Origin of the sequence: Nocardioides perillae (assembly GCF_013409425.1) — a bacterium.
GTDB classification, from domain to species: domain Bacteria; phylum Actinomycetota; class Actinomycetes; order Propionibacteriales; family Nocardioidaceae; genus Nocardioides; species Nocardioides perillae.
In genome coordinates, this window is record NZ_JACCAC010000001.1 from 285,262 (window position 1) to 302,763 (window position 17,502).

Genomic DNA, 17,502 nt, shown 5'->3' on the forward strand with positions numbered 1-17,502 from the left:
TCAGCAGGACAGCCCGTCCTCGGGCACCGTGCCCTCGACGAGGTAGGCCTCCACCGCGGTGTCGACGCACTCGTTGCCGGCGTTGTAGCCGGTGTGGCCGTCGCCGTCGCGGCTGACGAGCACACCCGACTCGAGCTGCTCGGCCATCGCGACGGCCCAGTCGTAGGGGGTGGCGGGGTCGCGGGTCGTGCCGACCACCACGATCGGGGCGGCGCCGGGGGCGTCGATCACGGGCTCCTCGACGGTCTTCTCGACCTCGATGCCGCCGCACCCGGTCAGGCTCCAGGCGAAGACCTCGCCGAAGGTGGGCGAGGCCGCCTCGAAGGCCGGCACCTGGCTCGGCACCTCCGAGGCCGGGATGGCAGAGGGGTCGTCGAGGCAGTTGATCGCGTAGATCGCCTCGGCGGAGTTGTCGGTGTAGCCGTCGCCGCCGCGGGAGGTGTAGAGGTCGGAGAGCTGCAGCAGCACCGACCCGTTGCCCCGCTGGGCGGCCTCGAGCGCCTGGGTGAGCACGAACCAGTAGTCGCGCGCGTAGAGCGGCGCGACGATGCCGTAGAAGGCGTTGCCCACGTCGAGCACGCGGTCGCCCTGCGCCGGCAGCGGCTCGGCGTCGACCGCCTCGACCACGCCCGTGATGCTCGCGACGACCTCCTCGACGCTGCCGCCGAGCGAGCAGTCCTGCGCCACGCAGTCCTCGGCGTAGGCACGCAGCGCCCGCTCGAATCCCTCGGCCTGGCCGAGGTTGAGCTCCCGGGTCGTCAACGTCGGGTCGATCGCGCCGTCGAGCACGAAGCGGCCGACCCGCTCGGGGAAGAGGTCGGCGTAGGTCGCGCCGAGCTTCGTGCCGTAGGAGGCGCCGAAGTAGTCGAGCTCGGCCTCACCCAGCGCCGCGCGGAGGACGTCCATGTCGCGCGCCGCCTCGACGGTCGTCACGTGCGCCGCGAGGTCGCCGGAGCGCTCCGCGCAGCCCTGGCCGATCGTCTCGACCCAGCCGAGGTAGGCGTCGCGCTCGGCCGCGGTGTCGGGCGAGGGGTCCTCGGCGACGTAGTCGTCGAGCTGGGCGTCGGTGAGGCAGTCGACCGGCGCGCTCTCGCCGGTGCCACGAGGGTCGAAACCGACCACGTCGTAGGCGTCGAGCAGCGGCTGGCGGAAGACCGCCCCCGCCTGCGCGGCGTACGACGTGCCGGGCGCGCCGGGCCCGCCCGGGTTGACGACCAGGCTGCCCACGCGCGCCGCGGGGTCGGCGGCGGCCACCCGGAGCAGCGCGAGGTCGATGGTCTCGCCCTCCGGGTCGGCGTAGTCGAGCGGCACGGTGAGGGTCGCGCACTCGTGGTCGCCGCAGGGCTCCCACGTCGGCTCCTGGGAGTAGAACTCCGCGAGCGCCGGGTCGGGCGGCTCGGTCGCCCCCGCCTCGGGCGTCGGGCTCGCCGTGGCCGACGGGGTCGCGGCCGCGGGGTCCGGCTCGGCCGGGTCGGACCCGCCGGTGAAGAGCCCCAGCGCCGTGAGCGCGGCGGCCGCGACGAGCGCCACCACCAGCACGATGGCGACGACCTTGCGCGTCGTGGTCATCGACGTCCCCCCTCGGGCAGCTGCAGCGCCACCATCATCGACTCCAGCGCGAGCATGACAGGCACGTTGAACTCCAGCATCTGCTCGCGGGCCGCGAAGATCGCGCCGATGCGGCGCAGGTGGCCCTCCGGCGTGCTGCGCCGGGCGAGCTCCTCGACGTCGGCCCGGGCGTCCTCGTTGACCAGCGTGCCCGGCGCACCGGAGGCCACCGCGATCGCGTCGCGGTAGACCGAGACGAGGTCCATCAGCCCGCGGTCGACCACGTCGAGGTGGCGGCGCTTGGCCCGGGTCTTCTGCGACTTCTCCAGCTCGCGGAGGGCGGGGGCGTACTCGCGCGGGCGGCGGCCCCGCTCGACCACGCCGTAGGAGGCGTCGAGGTCGACCTTCTCGCGGCTGTCCAGCTCGTCGGTGAGCGCCTCGGCCTCGGCCTTGGCGGTGTCGTTGAGCACGGTGGCGGCCGACATCGCCGCCCCCAGGCTCGTGAGCCGCAGCGGCAGGGCGACGACGTCGCGGCGCCGGTTGCGGGTGGCCTCGTCGCGCGCGAGGGCGCGCGCCCGGCCGATGTGGCCCTGGCTGGCCCGGGCCGCGTGGTCCGCCACGGCGGGGTGGACTCCCTCGGTGCGCACGAGGAAGTCGGCGACGTCGCCGGCCGACGGCGTGGTCAGGGTGACCAGGCGGCAGCGCGAGCGGATGGTCTGCAGGACGTCCTCGGTGGTGGGCGCGCAGAGCATCCAGACCGTGCGCTCGGTCGGCTCCTCGATCGCCTTGAGCAGCGCGTTGCACGCCTGGTCGGTGAGGCGGTCGGCGTCCTCGACGACCAGCACCTGCCACTTGGTGCCGACCGGGGCCAGGGCGGCGCGGCGCACCAGCTCGCGCACCTCGTCGACGCCGATCGAGAGCTTCTGCGTGCGCACGACGGTGACGTCGGGGTGGGAGCCTGCCAGCACCGTGCGGCAGTCCTGGCAGTCGCCGCAGCCGCGCTCGCCGCACTGCAGCGCGGCCGCGAAGGCGACCGCGGCGTTGGAGCGGCCCGAGCCCGGCGGGCCCGTGAAGAGCCAGGCGTGGGTCATGCCGTGGCCCGCGGTCGCCGGCCGCAGCGCGTCGACCACCGTGCGCTGGCCGACCAGCGTCGCCCAGACCGCCGGGACCACCGTCGTGCCGTCGGCGCGCTGCGCGATGCCCGCGGTGGGGGCCGTGCGCGCAGCCGGGCCGGCCGGCGCCACGGCGCTCACGCCCGCTCCCGGAGCACGGCCCGCACCAGCAGCGGCTCGAGCGCGCGGCGCAACTCGTCGGTGATCTCGGCGGGTGGGCGGGTCGCGTCGACGACGAGGTAGTGCTCGGGATCGGCCGCGGCCATGTCGAGGAAGGCCTGCCGCACCCGGTGGTGGAAGTCGAGCGACTCCTGCTCGATGCGGTCGCGCGAGGTGAAGCGGCCGAGCCCGTCGGCCGGGTCGAGGTCGAGCACCACGGTGAGGTGCGGCCGCAGGTCGCCGGTCGCCCAGCGGGCCACCTGCTCGACCTCGGCGACCGCCAGGCTGCGGCCGGCGCCCTGGTAGGCCAGCGTGGAGTCGACGTAGCGGTCGGTGACGACCACCTCGCCCCGCTCCAGCGCGGGTCGCACCAGCGTCTCGACGTGCTCGGCCTTGTCGGCGGCGTAGAGCAGAGCCTCGGTGCGGTCGGCGAGCGCGCCGGTCTCAGGGCTCAGCACGATGCGGCGCAGCTCGACGCCGACCGGGGTGTCGCCGGGCTCGAAGGTGAGCCGGACCGTGTGGCCCGTGGTCTCCAGCCAGTCGCGCAGGGCGCGCGCCTGGGTCGACTTGCCCGAGCCCTCGCCGCCCTCGAAGCAGACGAAGACCCCACGCTCGGCGTACGCGCCGCTCACTTCTTCGCGGCCGCCTTCGTCGTCTTCTTCGCGGTCGTCTTCTTGGCCGCCGCCTTCTTCGCAGGGGCCTTCTTGGCGGCGGCCTTCTTGGCCGGCGTCTTCTTCGCGCCCTTCTTGCCCGTCGCCGGGCCCTTGGCGCGGCGCTCGGCCAGCAGCTCGGCGGCACGCTCCAACGTGATGGCCTGGACGGTGTCGTCGCGACGCAGGGTGGCGTTGTACTCGCCGTCCGTCACGTACTCGCCGAAGCGGCCCGCCTTGACCACGACCGGCTGACCCGAGACCGGGTCGGTGCCGAGCTCCTTGAGCGGCGCGGCCGCGGCGGCCCGACCGCGCTGCTTGGGCTGGGCGTAGATCGCGAGCGCCTCGTCGAGGGTGATCGTGAGCAGCTGCTCCTCGGAGGTCAGCGACCGCGAGTCGGTGCCCTTCTTGAGGTAGGGCCCGTAGCGGCCGTTCTGCGCCGTGATCTCGACACCCTCGGCGTCGGTGCCGACCACGCGCGGCAGCGAGAGCAGCCGGACCGCGTCGTCGAGGGTGACGGTCTCGAGCTGCATCGACTTGAAGAGCGAGCCGGTGCGCGGCTTGGCGGACTTGGGTGCGTCGTCGGGCAGCAGCTCGGTGACGTAGGGGCCGTAGCGGCCGTTCTTCGCGACCACGACGTTGCCGGTCTCCGGGTGGCGCCCGAGCTCGCGCTCCTCGCCTGCGGGGTTGGCCAGCAGCTCCTTGGCCTTCTCGAGCGTCAGCTCGTCGGGCGGCAGGTCGTCGGGCACGTTGGCCCGCACCGCGGCCGGGGTGCCGTCGTCGCCGGGACCCTCGAGGTAGGGGCCGTACTTGCCGACGCGCAGCTGGATGCCGGAGTCCTCGCCACCGACGGGGAAGGTCGCGAGCTCCTTGGCGTCGATGTCGCCGAGCTCGTTGACCAGCGTCTTGAGGCCCTGCACGTCGCCGGAGCCGAAGTAGAACTCGGCGAGCTCGGAGTTGCGCGCCTTGCGGCCGGCCGCGATCTCGTCGAGCACGTCCTCCATCTGCGCGGTGAACTCGTAGCTCACCTGGCGCGGGAAGTGCTCCTCGAGCAGCCGGGTGGCGGAGAAGGCGATCCACGCCGGCACGAGTGCGTTGCCCTTCTTGAAGACGTAGCCGCGGTCGACGATCGTCTTCATGATCGAGGCGTACGTCGAGGGGCGGCCGATCTCGCGCTCCTCCAGCTCCTTGACGAGCGTGGCCTCGGTGTAGCGCGAAGGGGGCTTGGTCTCGTGGCCGGCGGCCGTCACCGAGGCGGCCGTGAGGGCGGCGCCCTGCGCGAGCTGGGGCAGGCGCGACTCGGCGTCGTCGGAGTCGCCCGCGTCGTCGCGGCCCTCGACGTAGGCCTTGAGGAAGCCGTGGAAGGTGAGGGTGCGACCGCTGGCGGAGAAGACGACGTCCTCGCCGCTGGCCGCCCGCCCGCCGAGCCGCACGGTGACGGTGTTGCCGACCGCGTCCTTCATCTGGGAGGCGACCGTGCGCATCCAGATCAGCTCGTAGAGGCGGAACTGCTCGCCGGTCAGGCCGGTCTGCGCGGGGGTGCGGAAGGTGTCGCCTGCCGGCCGGATCGCCTCGTGCGCCTCCTGGGCGTTCTTGACCTTCGAGGCGTAGGTGCGCGGGGCGTCGGGGACGTACTCGGCGCCGTAGAGCTCGCGCACCTGCTCGCGCGCCGCCGCCACCGCGCCCGCCGAGAGCGTGGTGGAGTCGGTGCGCATGTAGGTGATGTGGCCGTTCTCGTAGAGGCGCTGCGCGACCGACATGGTCACGCTGGCGCTCATGCCGAGCTTGCGGCTGGCCTCCTGCTGCAGCGTGGTCGTGCGGAAGGGGGCGTAGGGCGAGCGGCGGTAGGGCTTGGACTCGACCGAGCGCACCTCGAAGGCGGTGTCGCGCAGCGCACCGGCGAGGTCCTCAGCGCGGGCGCGGTCGAGGTGGACGACCTTGCCTTGGGCGCCGGCCTTGAGCAGGCCGTCGCTGCCGAAGTCGGCGCCCCGCGCGACCCGGGCCTCGTCGACGGAGTGCACCTTGGCCGCGAACATCCGCGGCTCGTGGCCGCTGCCGGCGTCGAAGGTGCCCTCGAGGTCCCAGTAGGAAGCGACCTTGAACCGCATGCGCTCACGCTCGCGGTCGACGACCAGGCGGGTCGCGACCGACTGCACCCGCCCGGCGGAGAGCCCGCTCATCACCTTGCGCCACAGGACCGGGGAGACCTCGTAGCCGTAGAGGCGGTCGAGGATGCGGCGCGCCTCCTGGGCCTCGACGAGATCCATGTCGAGCTCGCGGGGGTTCTCCGCGGCGGCGATGATCGCCGGCTTGGTGATCTCGTGGAAGACCATCCGCTTGACCGGGATGCCCTTCGGCTTGAGCTCGTCGAGCAGGTGCCACGCGATGGCCTCGCCCTCGCGGTCCTCGTCGGTGGCGAGGAAGAGCTCGTCGGCGTCCTTCAGCAACGACTTGAGCTTCTTGATGTGGTCCTTCTTGCTGCGCGGCACGACGTAGTAGGGCTCGAAGCCGTTCTCGACGTCGACCGCGAGCCGGCCCCACGCCTTGTCCTTGATCTTGGCCGGGGTGTCGGCGGCGTTCATCGGGAGGTCGCGGATGTGGCCGATCGAGGACTCGACGACGTAGCCCGACCCCAGGAACCCGCCGATCTTCTGGGCCTTGGTGGGGGACTCGACGATCACCAGCTTGTGTGCCACGTGTGCTCTACGACCTCGCCTCTCGCGGATCCGTCGGAGTGACGGCTGTCCGCCGGTCACGGTAGCGCGTCGCGGCGACGCCCCCCGGCTCGTGGTGCCCCGGGCGGCCGGAGCGGGCCAGGAGCGCCGCCCCCGCCTGTGGACGAGGGCGCTGGCGCGGCGACCTGTGGAGGACGCCCGAGGCCGGGCGCTGGGCGGGCCACGGTGGGCACCCCGACCCCGAGGAGGACCTGTGACCCACCCGCTGTGGCCCGACCCGCCCCCGCCGGCGTGGTACGACGAGCCCTGGCCGCCGCCCGAGCCTGCGCCGCCGTGGCACGCCGGGGGCTGGCCGCACCGCAGCGACGCCGACGGCGAGCTCGACGACGCCGTGGTGCGCCACCTGGTCTTCCTGGGCGGCCGCCTGGTCGAGACCTGGTCGGAGCCGGCCGAGGAGACCCGCTGGGCGTCGACCGCCCGACGCCTGGCCGTCGAGCGCGACCGCCGCGCACTGCCGCCGCCCCCGCCGCCGCCCCCGCTGTGGGCGCAGGTGCAGACCTGGCTCGCCGTCCGCGTCGGCGGACGGGCGGCCCTCGACCGCCTCGACGACCGCGCGCTGACGGCAGGACCGGACGGGACCGACGCGCTGGACCACGACGACCTCCTCCTGCCCACCACCGACGGCGAGGCCCGCGAGCGTCTCGAGCTCGTGGCCGACCTGCTGGGTCACGTCGCCGAGATGCACTTCGACGCCGAGGTCGGCGTCGCGATGCGGCGTGCCCTGGTGCGCACCCACGCCGAGGACGCGAGCGTCGTCGGCGACGCCCGCAGCGCGACCCATCTGGCGGGCGGGATCGCGTGGGCGGTGACGCGGGCCAACGGCCTGCTCGGCACGCAGCGCGCCGGGGCCGTCGCGCAGGTGCCCGCGCGCCGGCTGCAGGAGTCGCTCGCGCTGCGCAGCAGCCCGGCCGAGCTCGGGCGGCGCACGCAGCGCGCCCTGCTCGGCTTCCGCTCGCACGGTGACGACCGGCCGCCGCGCGGCTCGGGGGCACCCGACCTCCTCGCACTGGGCGACCCGCTGCTGCTCACCGGCGCGACCCGGGCTCGCCTGCTGCGGCTGCGCGACCGGGCGCGCGAGGCAGAGCTCGCCGAGGCCGGGGAGCCGGGTCGTCCCGGCGCGGCGGCCGGGGGCGGGGTGGACGAGGGAGGCCGTCAGACCCCGAGGTAGCCCTGGGCGACCAGCTCGCGGACCACGGGGAGGTAGGTCGCCCGCGTGGCGCCGGGGTCGCGCTCGAGCAGCTGGGCCAGCGCGTCGAGCACCTGCCCGACGGTCAGGTCGCCGTCGCAGGCACCGACGAGGGCGGCCTCGACGGTGTCGGCGGTGCGCGCCCGCCGGAAGCCCAGCTGCTGGCGCAGCACGACGGTCTCGGGGTCCTCCGCGCCGACGGCGCCCAGGGTCTCCTGGCGCACGTCGGCCCGGGCCACCAGCCGCGTCGCCGCGAGCACGTCGTCGTCGCCGAGCGCCGCGGCGAGCCCGGCCGAGGTGGCCCACGCCGCGATCGCGGGCGCGATCGGCTGCTCCACCTCGAAGGGCCACTCGAGCAGGTCGACCACGCGGCCGCCGGGCTCCGAGCCGGTCCGGCGTCGCAGGTCCACCCACCCGAAGCCGATGGCCTCGACGCCCTGGTCCTCCAGCCACGACAGCCAGGTGTCGTAGCGCTGCGCGTAGTCGGGCCCGCCGTGGTGGCCGGCGTCCTTGAGCCACAGCTCGACGTACGCCGCCGGGTCGAGCACCTCGCGCTGCACGACCAGGGCGTCGCACTCCTCGTCGAGCCAGCCGGCGAGCCGCTCGTCCCACGGCGTGCCGTCGGCGATGACCCAGTTGGCCAGCACCTGGCACCAGCCGCCGGGGGCGAGGTGGCGCGGCGCGGCGCGCACGATGTCCTCGACCACGCGGTCGCCCGGCAGGCCGGAGTCGCGGTAGACCAGGCGCTCACCGGTGGCCGGGCTGATGACGAACGGCGGGTTGGTCGCGATGAGGTCGAACTCCTCGCCCGCCACCGGCTCGAAGTAGGAGCCCTCGCGCACCTCGACCGCGTCGGCCTCGTTGAGCGCGGCGTTGAGGCGGGCGACGCGCAGCGCCCGCCGGTTGACGTCGGTCGCCACCACCCGCCGGGCGTGGGTCGCGAGGTGCAGCGCCTGCACGCCGCAACCGGTGCCGAGGTCGAGCGCGCGCTCGACCGGGTGGCGCAGCGTGAGCTGCGCCAGGGACGTCGAGGCGGAGCTGATGCCGAGCACGTGGTCGGCGCCGACCCGCGTCGGAGCGCCGTCGAGCCCCGGCGTGAGGTCGCTGACGACCCACAGCGCCCGGTCGGCGCCGCCGGCCCCGGCCCCGTCGGCGGCGGAGTAGGGCCGCACGTCGAGGCGGGCGGCCACCTGGCCGACGCTGCGCTCGAGGATGCCCTCCGCGGCGAGGCGGTCGACCAGCCCGGGCAGCGCGGCCTCGGCCTCGGCGGCCGCGACCGGCGCCTGCAGCAGGAACAGCCGCGTCAGCGTCTCCAGCGGCGACCCGCCGCCGGTGCGGCGCAGGCCGGGCGTCGTCTCGTTGCGCCCGAGCGCCGCGTGGGCGGTCGGGCCCAGCAGCGCGGCGACCGCCTCGACGGTGAAGTCGGCCTCCTGCAGCGCCTCGCGCAGGCGGCGGGGCAGGTCGCGGGCGGCGGGGGTCGACGGGTCGGCGGGGCTCACGCGAGGAGCGTACGGCGCACGCGGCGCCCCCCCGCCGCGCACTGGCCCGATCGGGCCAGGGCGAGGTGGCCCACCTGGGCCACTCCGTCACCCGGTCGGCCAGTTGGGTCCCACAACTGCCCGGGACCACCTCCACGGGTGGGACCGTGCCGGTGGAGGGAAACAACTGATCGGCGTGCGCTGGACGGCGGCCTGGCTGCGCCCCTGGGGGAGGGAACCACCACCGCGCCCTGCGCGCGCTCCTGTCCACCGCGACCGCCGGCGTGGTCGTCGGCGGCGCCGTCCTCGGCGTCACCACCGTCCCGGCCGGCGCAGCTCCGGCCGCGGCGGTCGCGTCGGCGGCCGCGCCGACCGTCTCCGGCGCCGACGACCGCCTGCTCGGCCTGCAGCTGCTCGAGGTGGTCCAGCCGCCGACGCTCTCGGGCACGCCCGGGGTCGGCTCGCTGCTGACCCTCACCAGCCCGGCCTGGAGCCTGCTCGGCGTCACCGAGCAGTTCGCCTGGCTGCGCAACGGCGTGCCGATCCCCGGCGCGACCGGCTCGACCTACGTGCCCACGACTGCCGACGCCGGCGCCGTGCTCCAGGGCGTCGTCACCGGCTCGGTCCTCGGGCTGCTGCCCGTCGAGGCGGTCACCGGCGCGCTGCAGCTGCCGGGCCTGCCCGGCGACGGCACCGGCGGCACCGGCGGGGGCACCGACGGGGGCGGCGGCACGGGCGGCACGGACGGGTGCACCACCGACCCGTCCGGCCAGCTCTCGGTCCTGCAGCCGCCCCAGATCGCCGGCCTGCAGGGCGTGGGGTCCCTGCTCGTCGTGCTCGACCCGCTGTGGTCGCTGCCGGGCATCTCGATGGCCTATCAGTGGTTCTCCGGCGGCGTGCCGGTCCCCGGCGCCACGGACGAGTTCTTCGTGCCCGGTGTCGCCGAGGCCGGTCTGCCGCTCCTCGTCCGCGTCACGGGCACCCTGGCCGGGGTGCCGGTGGTCAGCACGGTCTCCGACACCGTCCTCGTGCCCCTGCTGCCCGACCAGGAGCTGAGCGCGAGCGACGCGCCGACGCTCACCCAGCCCGCGAAGGTCGGCAAGCCGGTCGTGGCCACCGACCCGACCTGGAGCACCGACGGCGTGACCGCGACCTACCAGTGGTTCGCCAACGGCTCACCGATCTCCGGCGCCACCGCGAAGTCCTTCACCCCGACCGCCGCCGAGCTCGCCAAGACCGTGCTCGTCAAGGTGACCGGCACCAAGGAGGGCTGGACCGCCAAGACCGTCGACAGCACCGGCATCGTCGTCGGCAAGGGCGACGCCCCGACCTTCACCGCGCAGCCCGGCGTCACCGGCACCCACGGCCTGGGATCGACGCTGTCCGCGACGCTCGGCACCTGGCCCGGCACCACCTCCGTCGGCGCCCAGTGGCTACGCGACGGCGTGCCGGTGGCCGGCGCCTCGGGACTGAACTACGTCGTGCAGGCGGCCGACGTCGGTCGACGGCTCTCCGTGCTCGTGACGGCCGTGAAGCCCGGCCACGAGACCGCCACCTTCACCACCACGCCGGTCGCGGTGGCCAAGACCCGCGCGAGCGCGGGCCTGCGGCTGGTCAAGGCGAAGGTGAAGAAGGGCACCCGCGCCGTCGCCGTGCTGACGCTGCGCGCCGCCGGGGTGCGTCCGGTCGGGTCTGTCACGGTCCTGGACGGCCGCCGCCGGCTCGGCACCTACCGCGTCGACGGCACCCGCTCGGTGAAGCTGCCCGTGCTGAAGCCCGGCCGCCACGCCCTCCGGGCGGTGTACGCCGGCTCCGCCACCACCGAGGGAGCGCGCTCGCGGGTCCTGGTGCTGCGCGTCACGAAGCGCTGAGCGGAGCCGCGCTGCGGCACCGGCAGGCATCACCGGGCACCGCCCGACGAGACGGCACGGCCCGACCGGGGATCCCCGGTCGGGCCGTCCGCGCGTCAGGCGTCGCCGCCCCTAGGCGTGGGGGTAGGGCGCCGTGGGGGTGTCGTGCGGCGGCACGGCCGGCTGCTGCGGGGCGACCGGCGGGGCGGCCGGCGCCGCCGGCGGGGGCGGGGGGGTGGCCCCGCTGTCGCTGTCGTCGCCGATGCTCACCGGGCGACGGCCGGAGACGACGATCGCCGCCGCGATGATCGCCACCGCCACCAGTGCGATGACGACCCCCAGGGGTCGGTTGGCGTCCTCGCCGAGGTTGACGCTGACGACCGCGCCGACGATGAGCAGGGCGACGAGGTTCATCACCTTGATCAGCGGGTTGATCGCCGGGCCGGCGGTGTCCTTGAAGGGGTCGCCCACCGTGTCGCCGATGATCGTCGCCTCGTGGGCGAGGGAGCCCTTGCCGCCGTGCACGCCGTCCTCGACGAGCTTCTTCGCGTTGTCCCACGCGCCGCCCGAGTTGGCGAGGAAGACGGCCATGAGCGTGCCCGCGCCGATCGCGCCGGCGAGGAAGCCCGCGAGCGGACCGACACCGAGGCCGAAGCCGACCGCGACCGGCGACAGGATCGCCAGGATGCCCGGCGTGGCCAGCTCGCGCAGCGAGTCGCGGGTGACGATGTCCACCACGCGGCCGTACTCCGGGCGGGAGGTGCCGGCCATGATGCCGGGGTCGTCGCGGAACTGGCGGCGCACCTCGAAGACGACCGCGCCCGCCGCCCGGCCCACCGCGTTGATGGCGAGGCCCGAGAAGAGGAACACGACCGCGACGCCGATCAGCAGGCCGACCAGGATGTCGGGGCTGAAGACGAGGAAGGTCAGGGCCTGGGCGTCCTCGGCGCGCAGGTCGGTCTCGCGCACCGCCTCGACGACCTCGCCGATGTAGGAGCCGAAGAGCGCGCTCGCGGCCAGCACCGCGGTCGCGATCGCGATGCCCTTGGTGATCGCCTTGGTGGTGTTGCCGACCGCGTCGAGCTCGGTGAGGATCTGCGCGCCCGCGGGGCTGACCTCGCCCGACATCTCGGCGATGCCCTGGGCGTTGTCGGAGACCGGTCCGAAGGTGTCCATCGCGACGATGACGCCCACCGTGGTGAGCAGGCCGCAGCCGGCGAGCGCGACGGCGAAGAGCGAGATCGACAGCGAGCCCGACCCCAGCAGGAAGGCGCCGAAGACCGCCGAGCCGATGACGAGCGTCGTGTAGACCGCCGACTCGAAGCCGACCGAGAGGCCGGAGAGGATGACGGTCGCGGGGCCCGTGAGGGAGGTCTTGGCGACGTCCTTCACCGGGCGGTGGTCGGTGCCGGTGTAGTAGCCCGTGAGCGCCAGGATCACCGCGGCGAGCACGATGCCGAGCAGCACCGCCAGCGCCGCGATCAGGGCGGGGTTGCCGTCGGGCGCGCCGCCGCCGGCGAGCAGGTCGATCGGGCTCTCCTCGCGGCCGCTCAGCTCGGAGAACGAGCTCGGCAGGTAGAGGAAGGCCAGCAGCGTGCACGCCAGCGCCCCGATGCCCGCCGAGAGGTAGAAGGCGCGGTTGATGGTGGTCAGGCCGTTCTCGCCGGCACGCGGCTTGCACAGGTAGACACCCGCGATGGCGGTCAGCGCGCCGATGGCCGGCACGAGCAGCGGGAAGACGAGCCCCTTGTCGCCGAAGGCCTGCGAGCCGAGGATCAGCGCGGCGACCAGCGTGACGGCGTAGGACTCGAAGAGGTCGGCGGCCATGCCGGCGCAGTCGCCCACGTTGTCGCCCACGTTGTCGGCGATCGTGGCGGCGTTGCGCGGGTCGTCCTCGGGGATGCCCTGCTCGACCTTGCCCACGAGGTCGGCGCCGACGTCGGCGGCCTTCGTGAAGATGCCGCCGCCCACGCGCATGAACATCGCCAGCAGCGCGGCACCGAAGCCGAAGCCCTCGAGCACGTCGGGGGCGGAGTCCTGGAAGGCGATGACGACGACGCTGGCGCCCAGCAGGCCGAGGCCGACGGTGGCCATGCCGACGACCGCGCCGGTGCGGAAGGCGACGTTCATCGCCGGGTCGCGGCCGGTCGTGTTGGCAGCCGCGGCGACGCGGAGGTTGGCGCGCACCGCCAGCGACATCCCGAGGTAGCCGATCGCGGCGGAGAAGCCGGCGCCGAGGACGAAGAAGACGGAGCGGAAGATCCGGACGGCGGTGTCGTCGGCCGGCAGCGCGAGCAGCACGAAGAACGCGAGGGCCGCGAAGACCGCGAGGGTGCGGAACTGCCGCGTCAGGTAGGCGTTGGCGCCCTCCTGCACGGCGTGGGCGATGTTCCTCATGTTCTCGGTGCCCTCGGCTGCCGCGAGCACCTCGCGCCGGAACAGCGCCGCCATCGCCAGCGCGCCGAGCGCGATGACGAGGACGAGCACGGCCAGCACCAGGTTGCCCCCGGAGACGTCGACGACAGCGGGGTGGATCCCGGTCATGCGAACCTCCTGTAGCACGTCGTTGTGACTCAGGTCACGTCTGGTGCCGGAGTCTGGCGCACAACAGCAGGGCGCGCCAGAGGCGCGGGAGCAGGGCGCGGCCTCACACCACGGCGTACGCCGGGGGCCGGGCGCGGCGGGTGGGTGCCGGCGTGCGCGCGGGGCGCGGCAGGGGGCCGCGCGGACGGTGCGGGAGGAGCGGGTGGGGGCGGCGCGTCAGCGCTGCTGCGCGAGCGCGGCCTCGGCGGTCTCGTGGATCACGAACACCTTCGCCAGGCCGGTGATGCGGAAGATCTTGAGCAGGCGGTCCTGGTTGCAGACGAGCTCGAGCGAGCCGTCGTGGGCGCGGACCTTCTTGAGGCCGCCGACCAGCACGCCGAGGCCGGTGGAGTCGAGGAACTCGACGGCCTCCATGTCGACCAGGATGTCGTAGACGCCGGCGCCGACCAGCTCGGTGATCTGGTCGCGCAGCTTGGGGGCGGTGTAGACGTCGATCTCGCCTCCGACGGCGACGACGGTGCGGCCGTCGACCTCGTGCGTCGTCAGGGTCAGGTCCACGACATCTCCTCGGCGGGGCGCACCCGGGCGCCCGGTCTGGAACGGCAACCCCCACGGCTGCCCGGGCCATCAAACCACGTCGTCCCCCACACCGCAGGAAGTCGGTCGGACCGGTGGCACCGGACCGCGGACGCGGGCACTGTCGGCGGGCGGTGCGACACTCCTGCGGTGACCACGACCAGCTCTCCCGAGACGGGTTCCGGCGCCCGCCCGCGGCGCGGGGCGCCGGGCTCGGCGCGTGCCCTGGTCGAGCGGCTCGCGGCCGTCCCGGGCCGCGAGGAGCGGCTGACCCACGTCGAGGTGCTGCCCGCCCGCGAGGCCCGCGAGGCGGCGTGGCCCGCGTGGGTGCCCGACGACGTGCGCTCGGCCTTCGAGGCCCGCGGCGTGCTCCGTCCCTGGGCCCACCAGGTGGCCGCCGCAGAGGCCGCCCACGCCGGCCGCCACGTCGTGCTGTCGACCGGCACCGCGTCGGGCAAGTCGCTGGGCTACCTGCTGCCCGCGCTCGCCGACGTGCGCGCGGCCCGCGGGCCGAAGGGCCAGCGCGGCGCCGGCGTGCTCTACCTCTCCCCCACCAAGGCGCTCGCGCAGGACCAGCTCGCCTCCCTGCGCGGCCTCGGGCTCGACGTGCGCGCCACGACCCACGACGGCGACTCCTCGCGCGAGCAGCGCGAGTGGGCCCGCGACCACGCGGAGTACGTCCTCACCAACCCCGACATGCTCCACCGCTCGCTGCTGCCCGGCCACCAGCGGTGGGCCTCCTTCCTGCGCTCGCTGCGCTACGTCGTGGTCGACGAGTGCCATCACTACCGCGGCGTCTTCGGCGCCCACGTGGCGCACGTGCTGCGCCGTCTGCGACGCGTCTGCGCGGCGTACGGCGCGTCCCCGACGTTCGTGCTCGCCTCGGCGACGGTCTCGGACCCGGAGGTCGCCGGCGCCCGGCTGACAGGGCTGCCGGTCGAGGCGGTCACCGCCGACGGCTCGCCGCACGGCGAGGTCGTGCTCGGGCTGTGGGAGCCGCCGTTCACCTCGTGGGGCGGCGAGAACGGCGCCCCCGTGCGGCGCGCCGCCTCCTCCGAGGCCGCCGACCTGCTCGCCGACCTCGTCGCCGAGGACGTGCGCACCCTCGCCTTCGTCCGCTCGCGGCGCGGGGCGGAGCAGGTGGCGCTCGCGGCGGCCGAGCTGCTCGCCGACGTCGACCCCTCCCTGCCGCGTCGCGTCGCGTCCTACCGCAGCGGCTACCTGCCCGAGGAGCGGCGCATGCTCGAGCAGGCGGTGCGCGCCGGCGAGCTCACCGGGCTCGCCGCGACCAACGCGCTCGAGCTGGGCATCGACATCAGCGGGCTCGACGCCGTGCTGGTCGCGGGCTTCCCGGGCACCCGGGCCGCGCTGTGGCAGCAGGTCGGGCGCGCCGGGCGCTCCGGCGGCGAGGCCGTCGGCGTGATGGTGGCGCGCGACGACCCGCTCGACACCTACCTCGTCACCCACCCCGACGCACTCTTCGGGCGGCCGGTCGAGGCGACCGTGTTCGACCCCGACAACCCCTACGTGCTCGCGCCCCACCTGTGCGCGGCGGCCCAGGAGGCGCCGCTGACCGAGGCCGACCTGCCGCTCTTCGGGCCGGCGGCCCGCGGCACGGTCGACGGGCTGGTCGAGGCAGGGCTGCTGCGAGCGCGGCCGCACGGGTGGTTCTGGACCGACCGGCGGCGCGCGGCCGACCTCGCCGACATCCGCTCGGCGGGCGGCTCCCCGGTGCAGCTCGTCGAGGTCGGCACCGGCCGGGTGGTCGGCACGGTCGACGGCGCGAGCGCCCACGGCACCGCCCACCCCGGCGCGGTCTACGTGCACCGCGGCGAGACCTACCTCGTGCGCTCGCTCGACCTCGAGCACCACGTCGCCGAGATCGAGCCGGCCAGCCCGCCCTTCACCACCAGCGCCCGCGAGGTCACCGACATCAGCATCGTCGCCGAGCGCGAGCACCGCTGGTGGGGTGACTGCCGGCTCGCCCTGGGCGAGGTCGACGTGTCGCACCAGGTCGTCTCCTTCCTCCGGCGACGCGTGCCGGGTGGGGAGGTCGTGGGCGAGGAGCCGCTCGACCTGCCCGAGCGCACCCTGCGCACCACCGCGGTCTGGTGGACCGTGCCGGCCGACGCGCTCGCGGAGTCCGGCATCCAGGCCGCCGACCTGCCGGGCGCCGCCCACGCCGCCGAGCACTGCTCCATCGGGCTGCTGCCGCTCTTCGCGACCTGCGACCGCTGGGACATCGGCGGCGTCTCGACCGCCCTGCACGCCGACACCGGCCGGCTGACGGTCTTCGTGCACGACGGCCACCCGGGCGGCGCCGGCTTCGCGGAGCGCGGCTACCGCGCCGCCCGCCGGTGGCTCACGGCCACCCGCGAGGCCATCGCGGCCTGCCGCTGCGTCGAGGGCTGCCCCTCCTGCATCCAGTCGCCGAAGTGCGGCAACCAGAACAACCCGCTCGACAAGTCGGGCGCCATCGCGCTGCTCGACGTGCTGCTGCGCCACGCCGAGGTGTAGCCGGGCCGACGTCGGCGCGCCCGCCCGGTCAGGGTGCCGGACCGGCCCGGGCGGTGGCGTGGAGCTCGACGTCGGGCCCGGCCCACTCCGGGCCCGGGACGGTCGCGGTCACGAGGACGTCGTCGCCCAGCACCGCGCAGTCGCGCAGGGCCGCACCGTTGGCCGCCACCACGCGGCCAGCGGCGGCGCAGCCGTCCGCCCCGTCACGGTGGGCGACCGCCCCCGCGAGGGCGGCGAGGTCGGCGGCCGACGCGGCCACCCGGCGGGCGTGCAGCAACCCGCCCACCGCCGCGGCACCGCAGGCCACCAGCAGCAGCACCGAGGCGAGCGACACCACGAGCACCGTCGCCGCGCCGCACTCGCGCGCGCCGCCACGGGATCGAAGTGGGTCGAGGGGTCGTCGCGTGCGGGGTCGGCGTGCGCGGAGCGGGCCGGGGCAGTGCCCGCGGCGAGGTCGGGCCGCGGTCACCACCCTCCTCCGTCGTCCTCGACGACCGCCACCGCGGTGGCCTCGACCTGGACGGTCGGGAGCACGGCGAAGACGCCGCCCGGGCCCGCGACGGGGGCGGTGGCCACCACCCGGACCCGGCCACCGCCGACGTCGACGCGGATCAGCGCGCCGCTGGTCGCGACCCGCTGCCCCAGGGCGACGGCCGCCGCCCGGTCGTCACCCCGAGCGAGGGCCCGCGCCGTCTCGCGGGCGGCGTCCACGGCCCGGACCTGCGCCACCCCGGCGGCCAGCAGCCACACCAGGCCGACGGTCACCGACAGCAGCAGCGGCAGCCCCAGCGCGAGCTCGGCCGTGACCGCACCGCGCTGCGGCCGGGCCGCACGGCCCCGCCGGGAGGGGCGGGCCCGCCCGGCCGCCGAGGTGATCGGGGCCGGGCCCCGAGACCACCCCGGCGAACCGGCGAGGACCGGGCCGTGGCGCCGGGTCACCCGATGCCCAGCAGCCCGAGCACGTGGTCGAAGAGCGTCTTCAGCAGTCGGTCGCCGAAGCCGCCGCTCAGCAGCGCGAACAGCACGCCGGCGAGGCCGGCGCCGGCGGCCGTGCCCACGGCGTACTCCGCGGTCGTGATGCCCCGCTCGTCCTCGGGGCGGGAGGCGGGCGTGGGTCGGGTGGTCGGGACAGGTCGCACAGGGGTCT

13 protein-coding genes are annotated in these 17,502 nt (G+C 75.3%); 3 read left to right on the plus strand and 10 right to left on the minus strand.

All coding sequences use genetic code 11. The annotated features are described in order from the left end of the window. From BJ989_RS01390 to topA, 4 genes are read right to left on the minus strand one after another with little or no spacing between them, the layout of a single operon-like run. A complete protein-coding gene (locus tag BJ989_RS01390) occupies positions 1 to 1,569 on the minus strand; it encodes an alpha/beta hydrolase (RefSeq protein WP_179516691.1) in 1,569 nt (522 codons plus the stop codon). Continuing rightward, positions 1,566 to 2,747 (minus strand): DNA polymerase III subunit delta', encoded by a 1,182-nt coding sequence (locus tag BJ989_RS01395; RefSeq protein WP_343049479.1) that lies wholly within the window; start codon positions 2,745 to 2,747, stop codon positions 1,566 to 1,568. The genes BJ989_RS01390 and BJ989_RS01395 overlap by 4 nt, the downstream gene beginning before the upstream one ends. A gap of 50 nt (positions 2,748 to 2,797) precedes the next feature. Continuing rightward, entirely contained in the window at positions 2,798 to 3,451 is a 654-nt protein-coding gene (tmk, locus tag BJ989_RS01400) for a dTMP kinase (protein WP_179516692.1), read from the minus strand. Beyond that, positions 3,448 to 6,165, minus strand: coding sequence for a type I DNA topoisomerase (gene topA / locus BJ989_RS01405; RefSeq protein WP_179516693.1), 2,718 nt, complete (start codon positions 6,163 to 6,165; stop codon positions 3,448 to 3,450). Before topA ends, tmk begins: the two co-directional genes overlap by 4 nt. Positions 6,166 to 6,397: 232 nt before the next feature. On the opposite strand from topA, the gene BJ989_RS01410 reads away from it, so the two are divergent. After that, the gene (locus BJ989_RS01410) at positions 6,398 to 7,372 is read left to right on the plus strand and encodes a hypothetical protein (protein WP_179516694.1); all 975 of its coding nucleotides are present in this window, start codon (positions 6,398 to 6,400) and stop codon (positions 7,370 to 7,372) included. On the opposite strand, the gene BJ989_RS01415 is transcribed toward BJ989_RS01410, so the two are convergent. Beyond that, positions 7,357 to 8,889, minus strand: coding sequence for a DUF7059 domain-containing protein (locus BJ989_RS01415; protein ID WP_179516695.1), 1,533 nt, complete (start codon positions 8,887 to 8,889; stop codon positions 7,357 to 7,359). The genes BJ989_RS01410 and BJ989_RS01415 overlap by 16 nt on opposite strands. A gap of 263 nt (positions 8,890 to 9,152) precedes the next feature. On the opposite strand from BJ989_RS01415, the gene BJ989_RS01420 reads away from it, so the two are divergent. Continuing rightward, complete coding sequence (locus tag BJ989_RS01420; RefSeq protein WP_179516696.1) at positions 9,153 to 10,739, plus strand: Ig-like domain repeat protein; 1,587 nt, start codon at positions 9,153 to 9,155, stop codon at positions 10,737 to 10,739. A gap of 111 nt (positions 10,740 to 10,850) precedes the next feature. On the opposite strand, the gene BJ989_RS01425 is transcribed toward BJ989_RS01420, so the two are convergent. Together BJ989_RS01425 and BJ989_RS01430 are read right to left on the minus strand one after the other, a co-directional pair. Beyond that, positions 10,851 to 13,262: a sodium-translocating pyrophosphatase gene (locus tag BJ989_RS01425; RefSeq protein WP_179516697.1), complete on the minus strand. Its 2,412-nt coding sequence runs from the start codon at positions 13,260 to 13,262 to the stop codon at positions 10,851 to 10,853. A 216-nt stretch (positions 13,263 to 13,478) separates the two neighbouring features. Next, positions 13,479 to 13,820, minus strand: a complete 342-nt coding sequence (locus tag BJ989_RS01430; protein ID WP_179516698.1) for an anti-sigma factor antagonist — start codon at positions 13,818 to 13,820, stop codon at positions 13,479 to 13,481. Between the two features lie 243 nt (positions 13,821 to 14,063). Here BJ989_RS01430 and BJ989_RS01435 point away from each other — a divergent pair, with 243 nt between their 5' ends. After that, on the plus strand, positions 14,064 to 16,355 hold the full coding sequence (locus BJ989_RS01435; protein ID WP_218848929.1) for a DEAD/DEAH box helicase: 2,292 nt from the start codon (positions 14,064 to 14,066) through the stop codon (positions 16,353 to 16,355). 28 nt (positions 16,356 to 16,383) lie between these two features. Here the strand turns inward: BJ989_RS01435 and BJ989_RS01440 are convergent, their stop codons facing one another. The 3 genes from BJ989_RS01440 to BJ989_RS01450 are packed head-to-tail and all read right to left on the minus strand — an operon-like array spanning position 16,384 to position 17,494. Continuing rightward, a complete protein-coding gene (locus BJ989_RS01440) occupies positions 16,384 to 16,827 on the minus strand; it encodes an Rv3654c family TadE-like protein (RefSeq protein WP_179516700.1) in 444 nt (147 codons plus the stop codon). Further along, complete coding sequence (locus tag BJ989_RS01445; protein WP_343048987.1) at positions 16,821 to 17,294, minus strand: TadE family type IV pilus minor pilin; 474 nt, start codon at positions 17,292 to 17,294, stop codon at positions 16,821 to 16,823. Before BJ989_RS01445 ends, BJ989_RS01440 begins: the two co-directional genes overlap by 7 nt. Further along, positions 17,291 to 17,494 carry a DUF4244 domain-containing protein gene (locus tag BJ989_RS01450; RefSeq protein WP_179516701.1) on the minus strand — a complete coding sequence of 68 codons (204 nt, stop codon included), beginning with the start codon at positions 17,492 to 17,494 and terminating at the stop codon, positions 17,291 to 17,293. Before BJ989_RS01450 ends, BJ989_RS01445 begins: the two co-directional genes overlap by 4 nt. Positions 17,495 to 17,502: the final 8 nt, after the last annotated feature.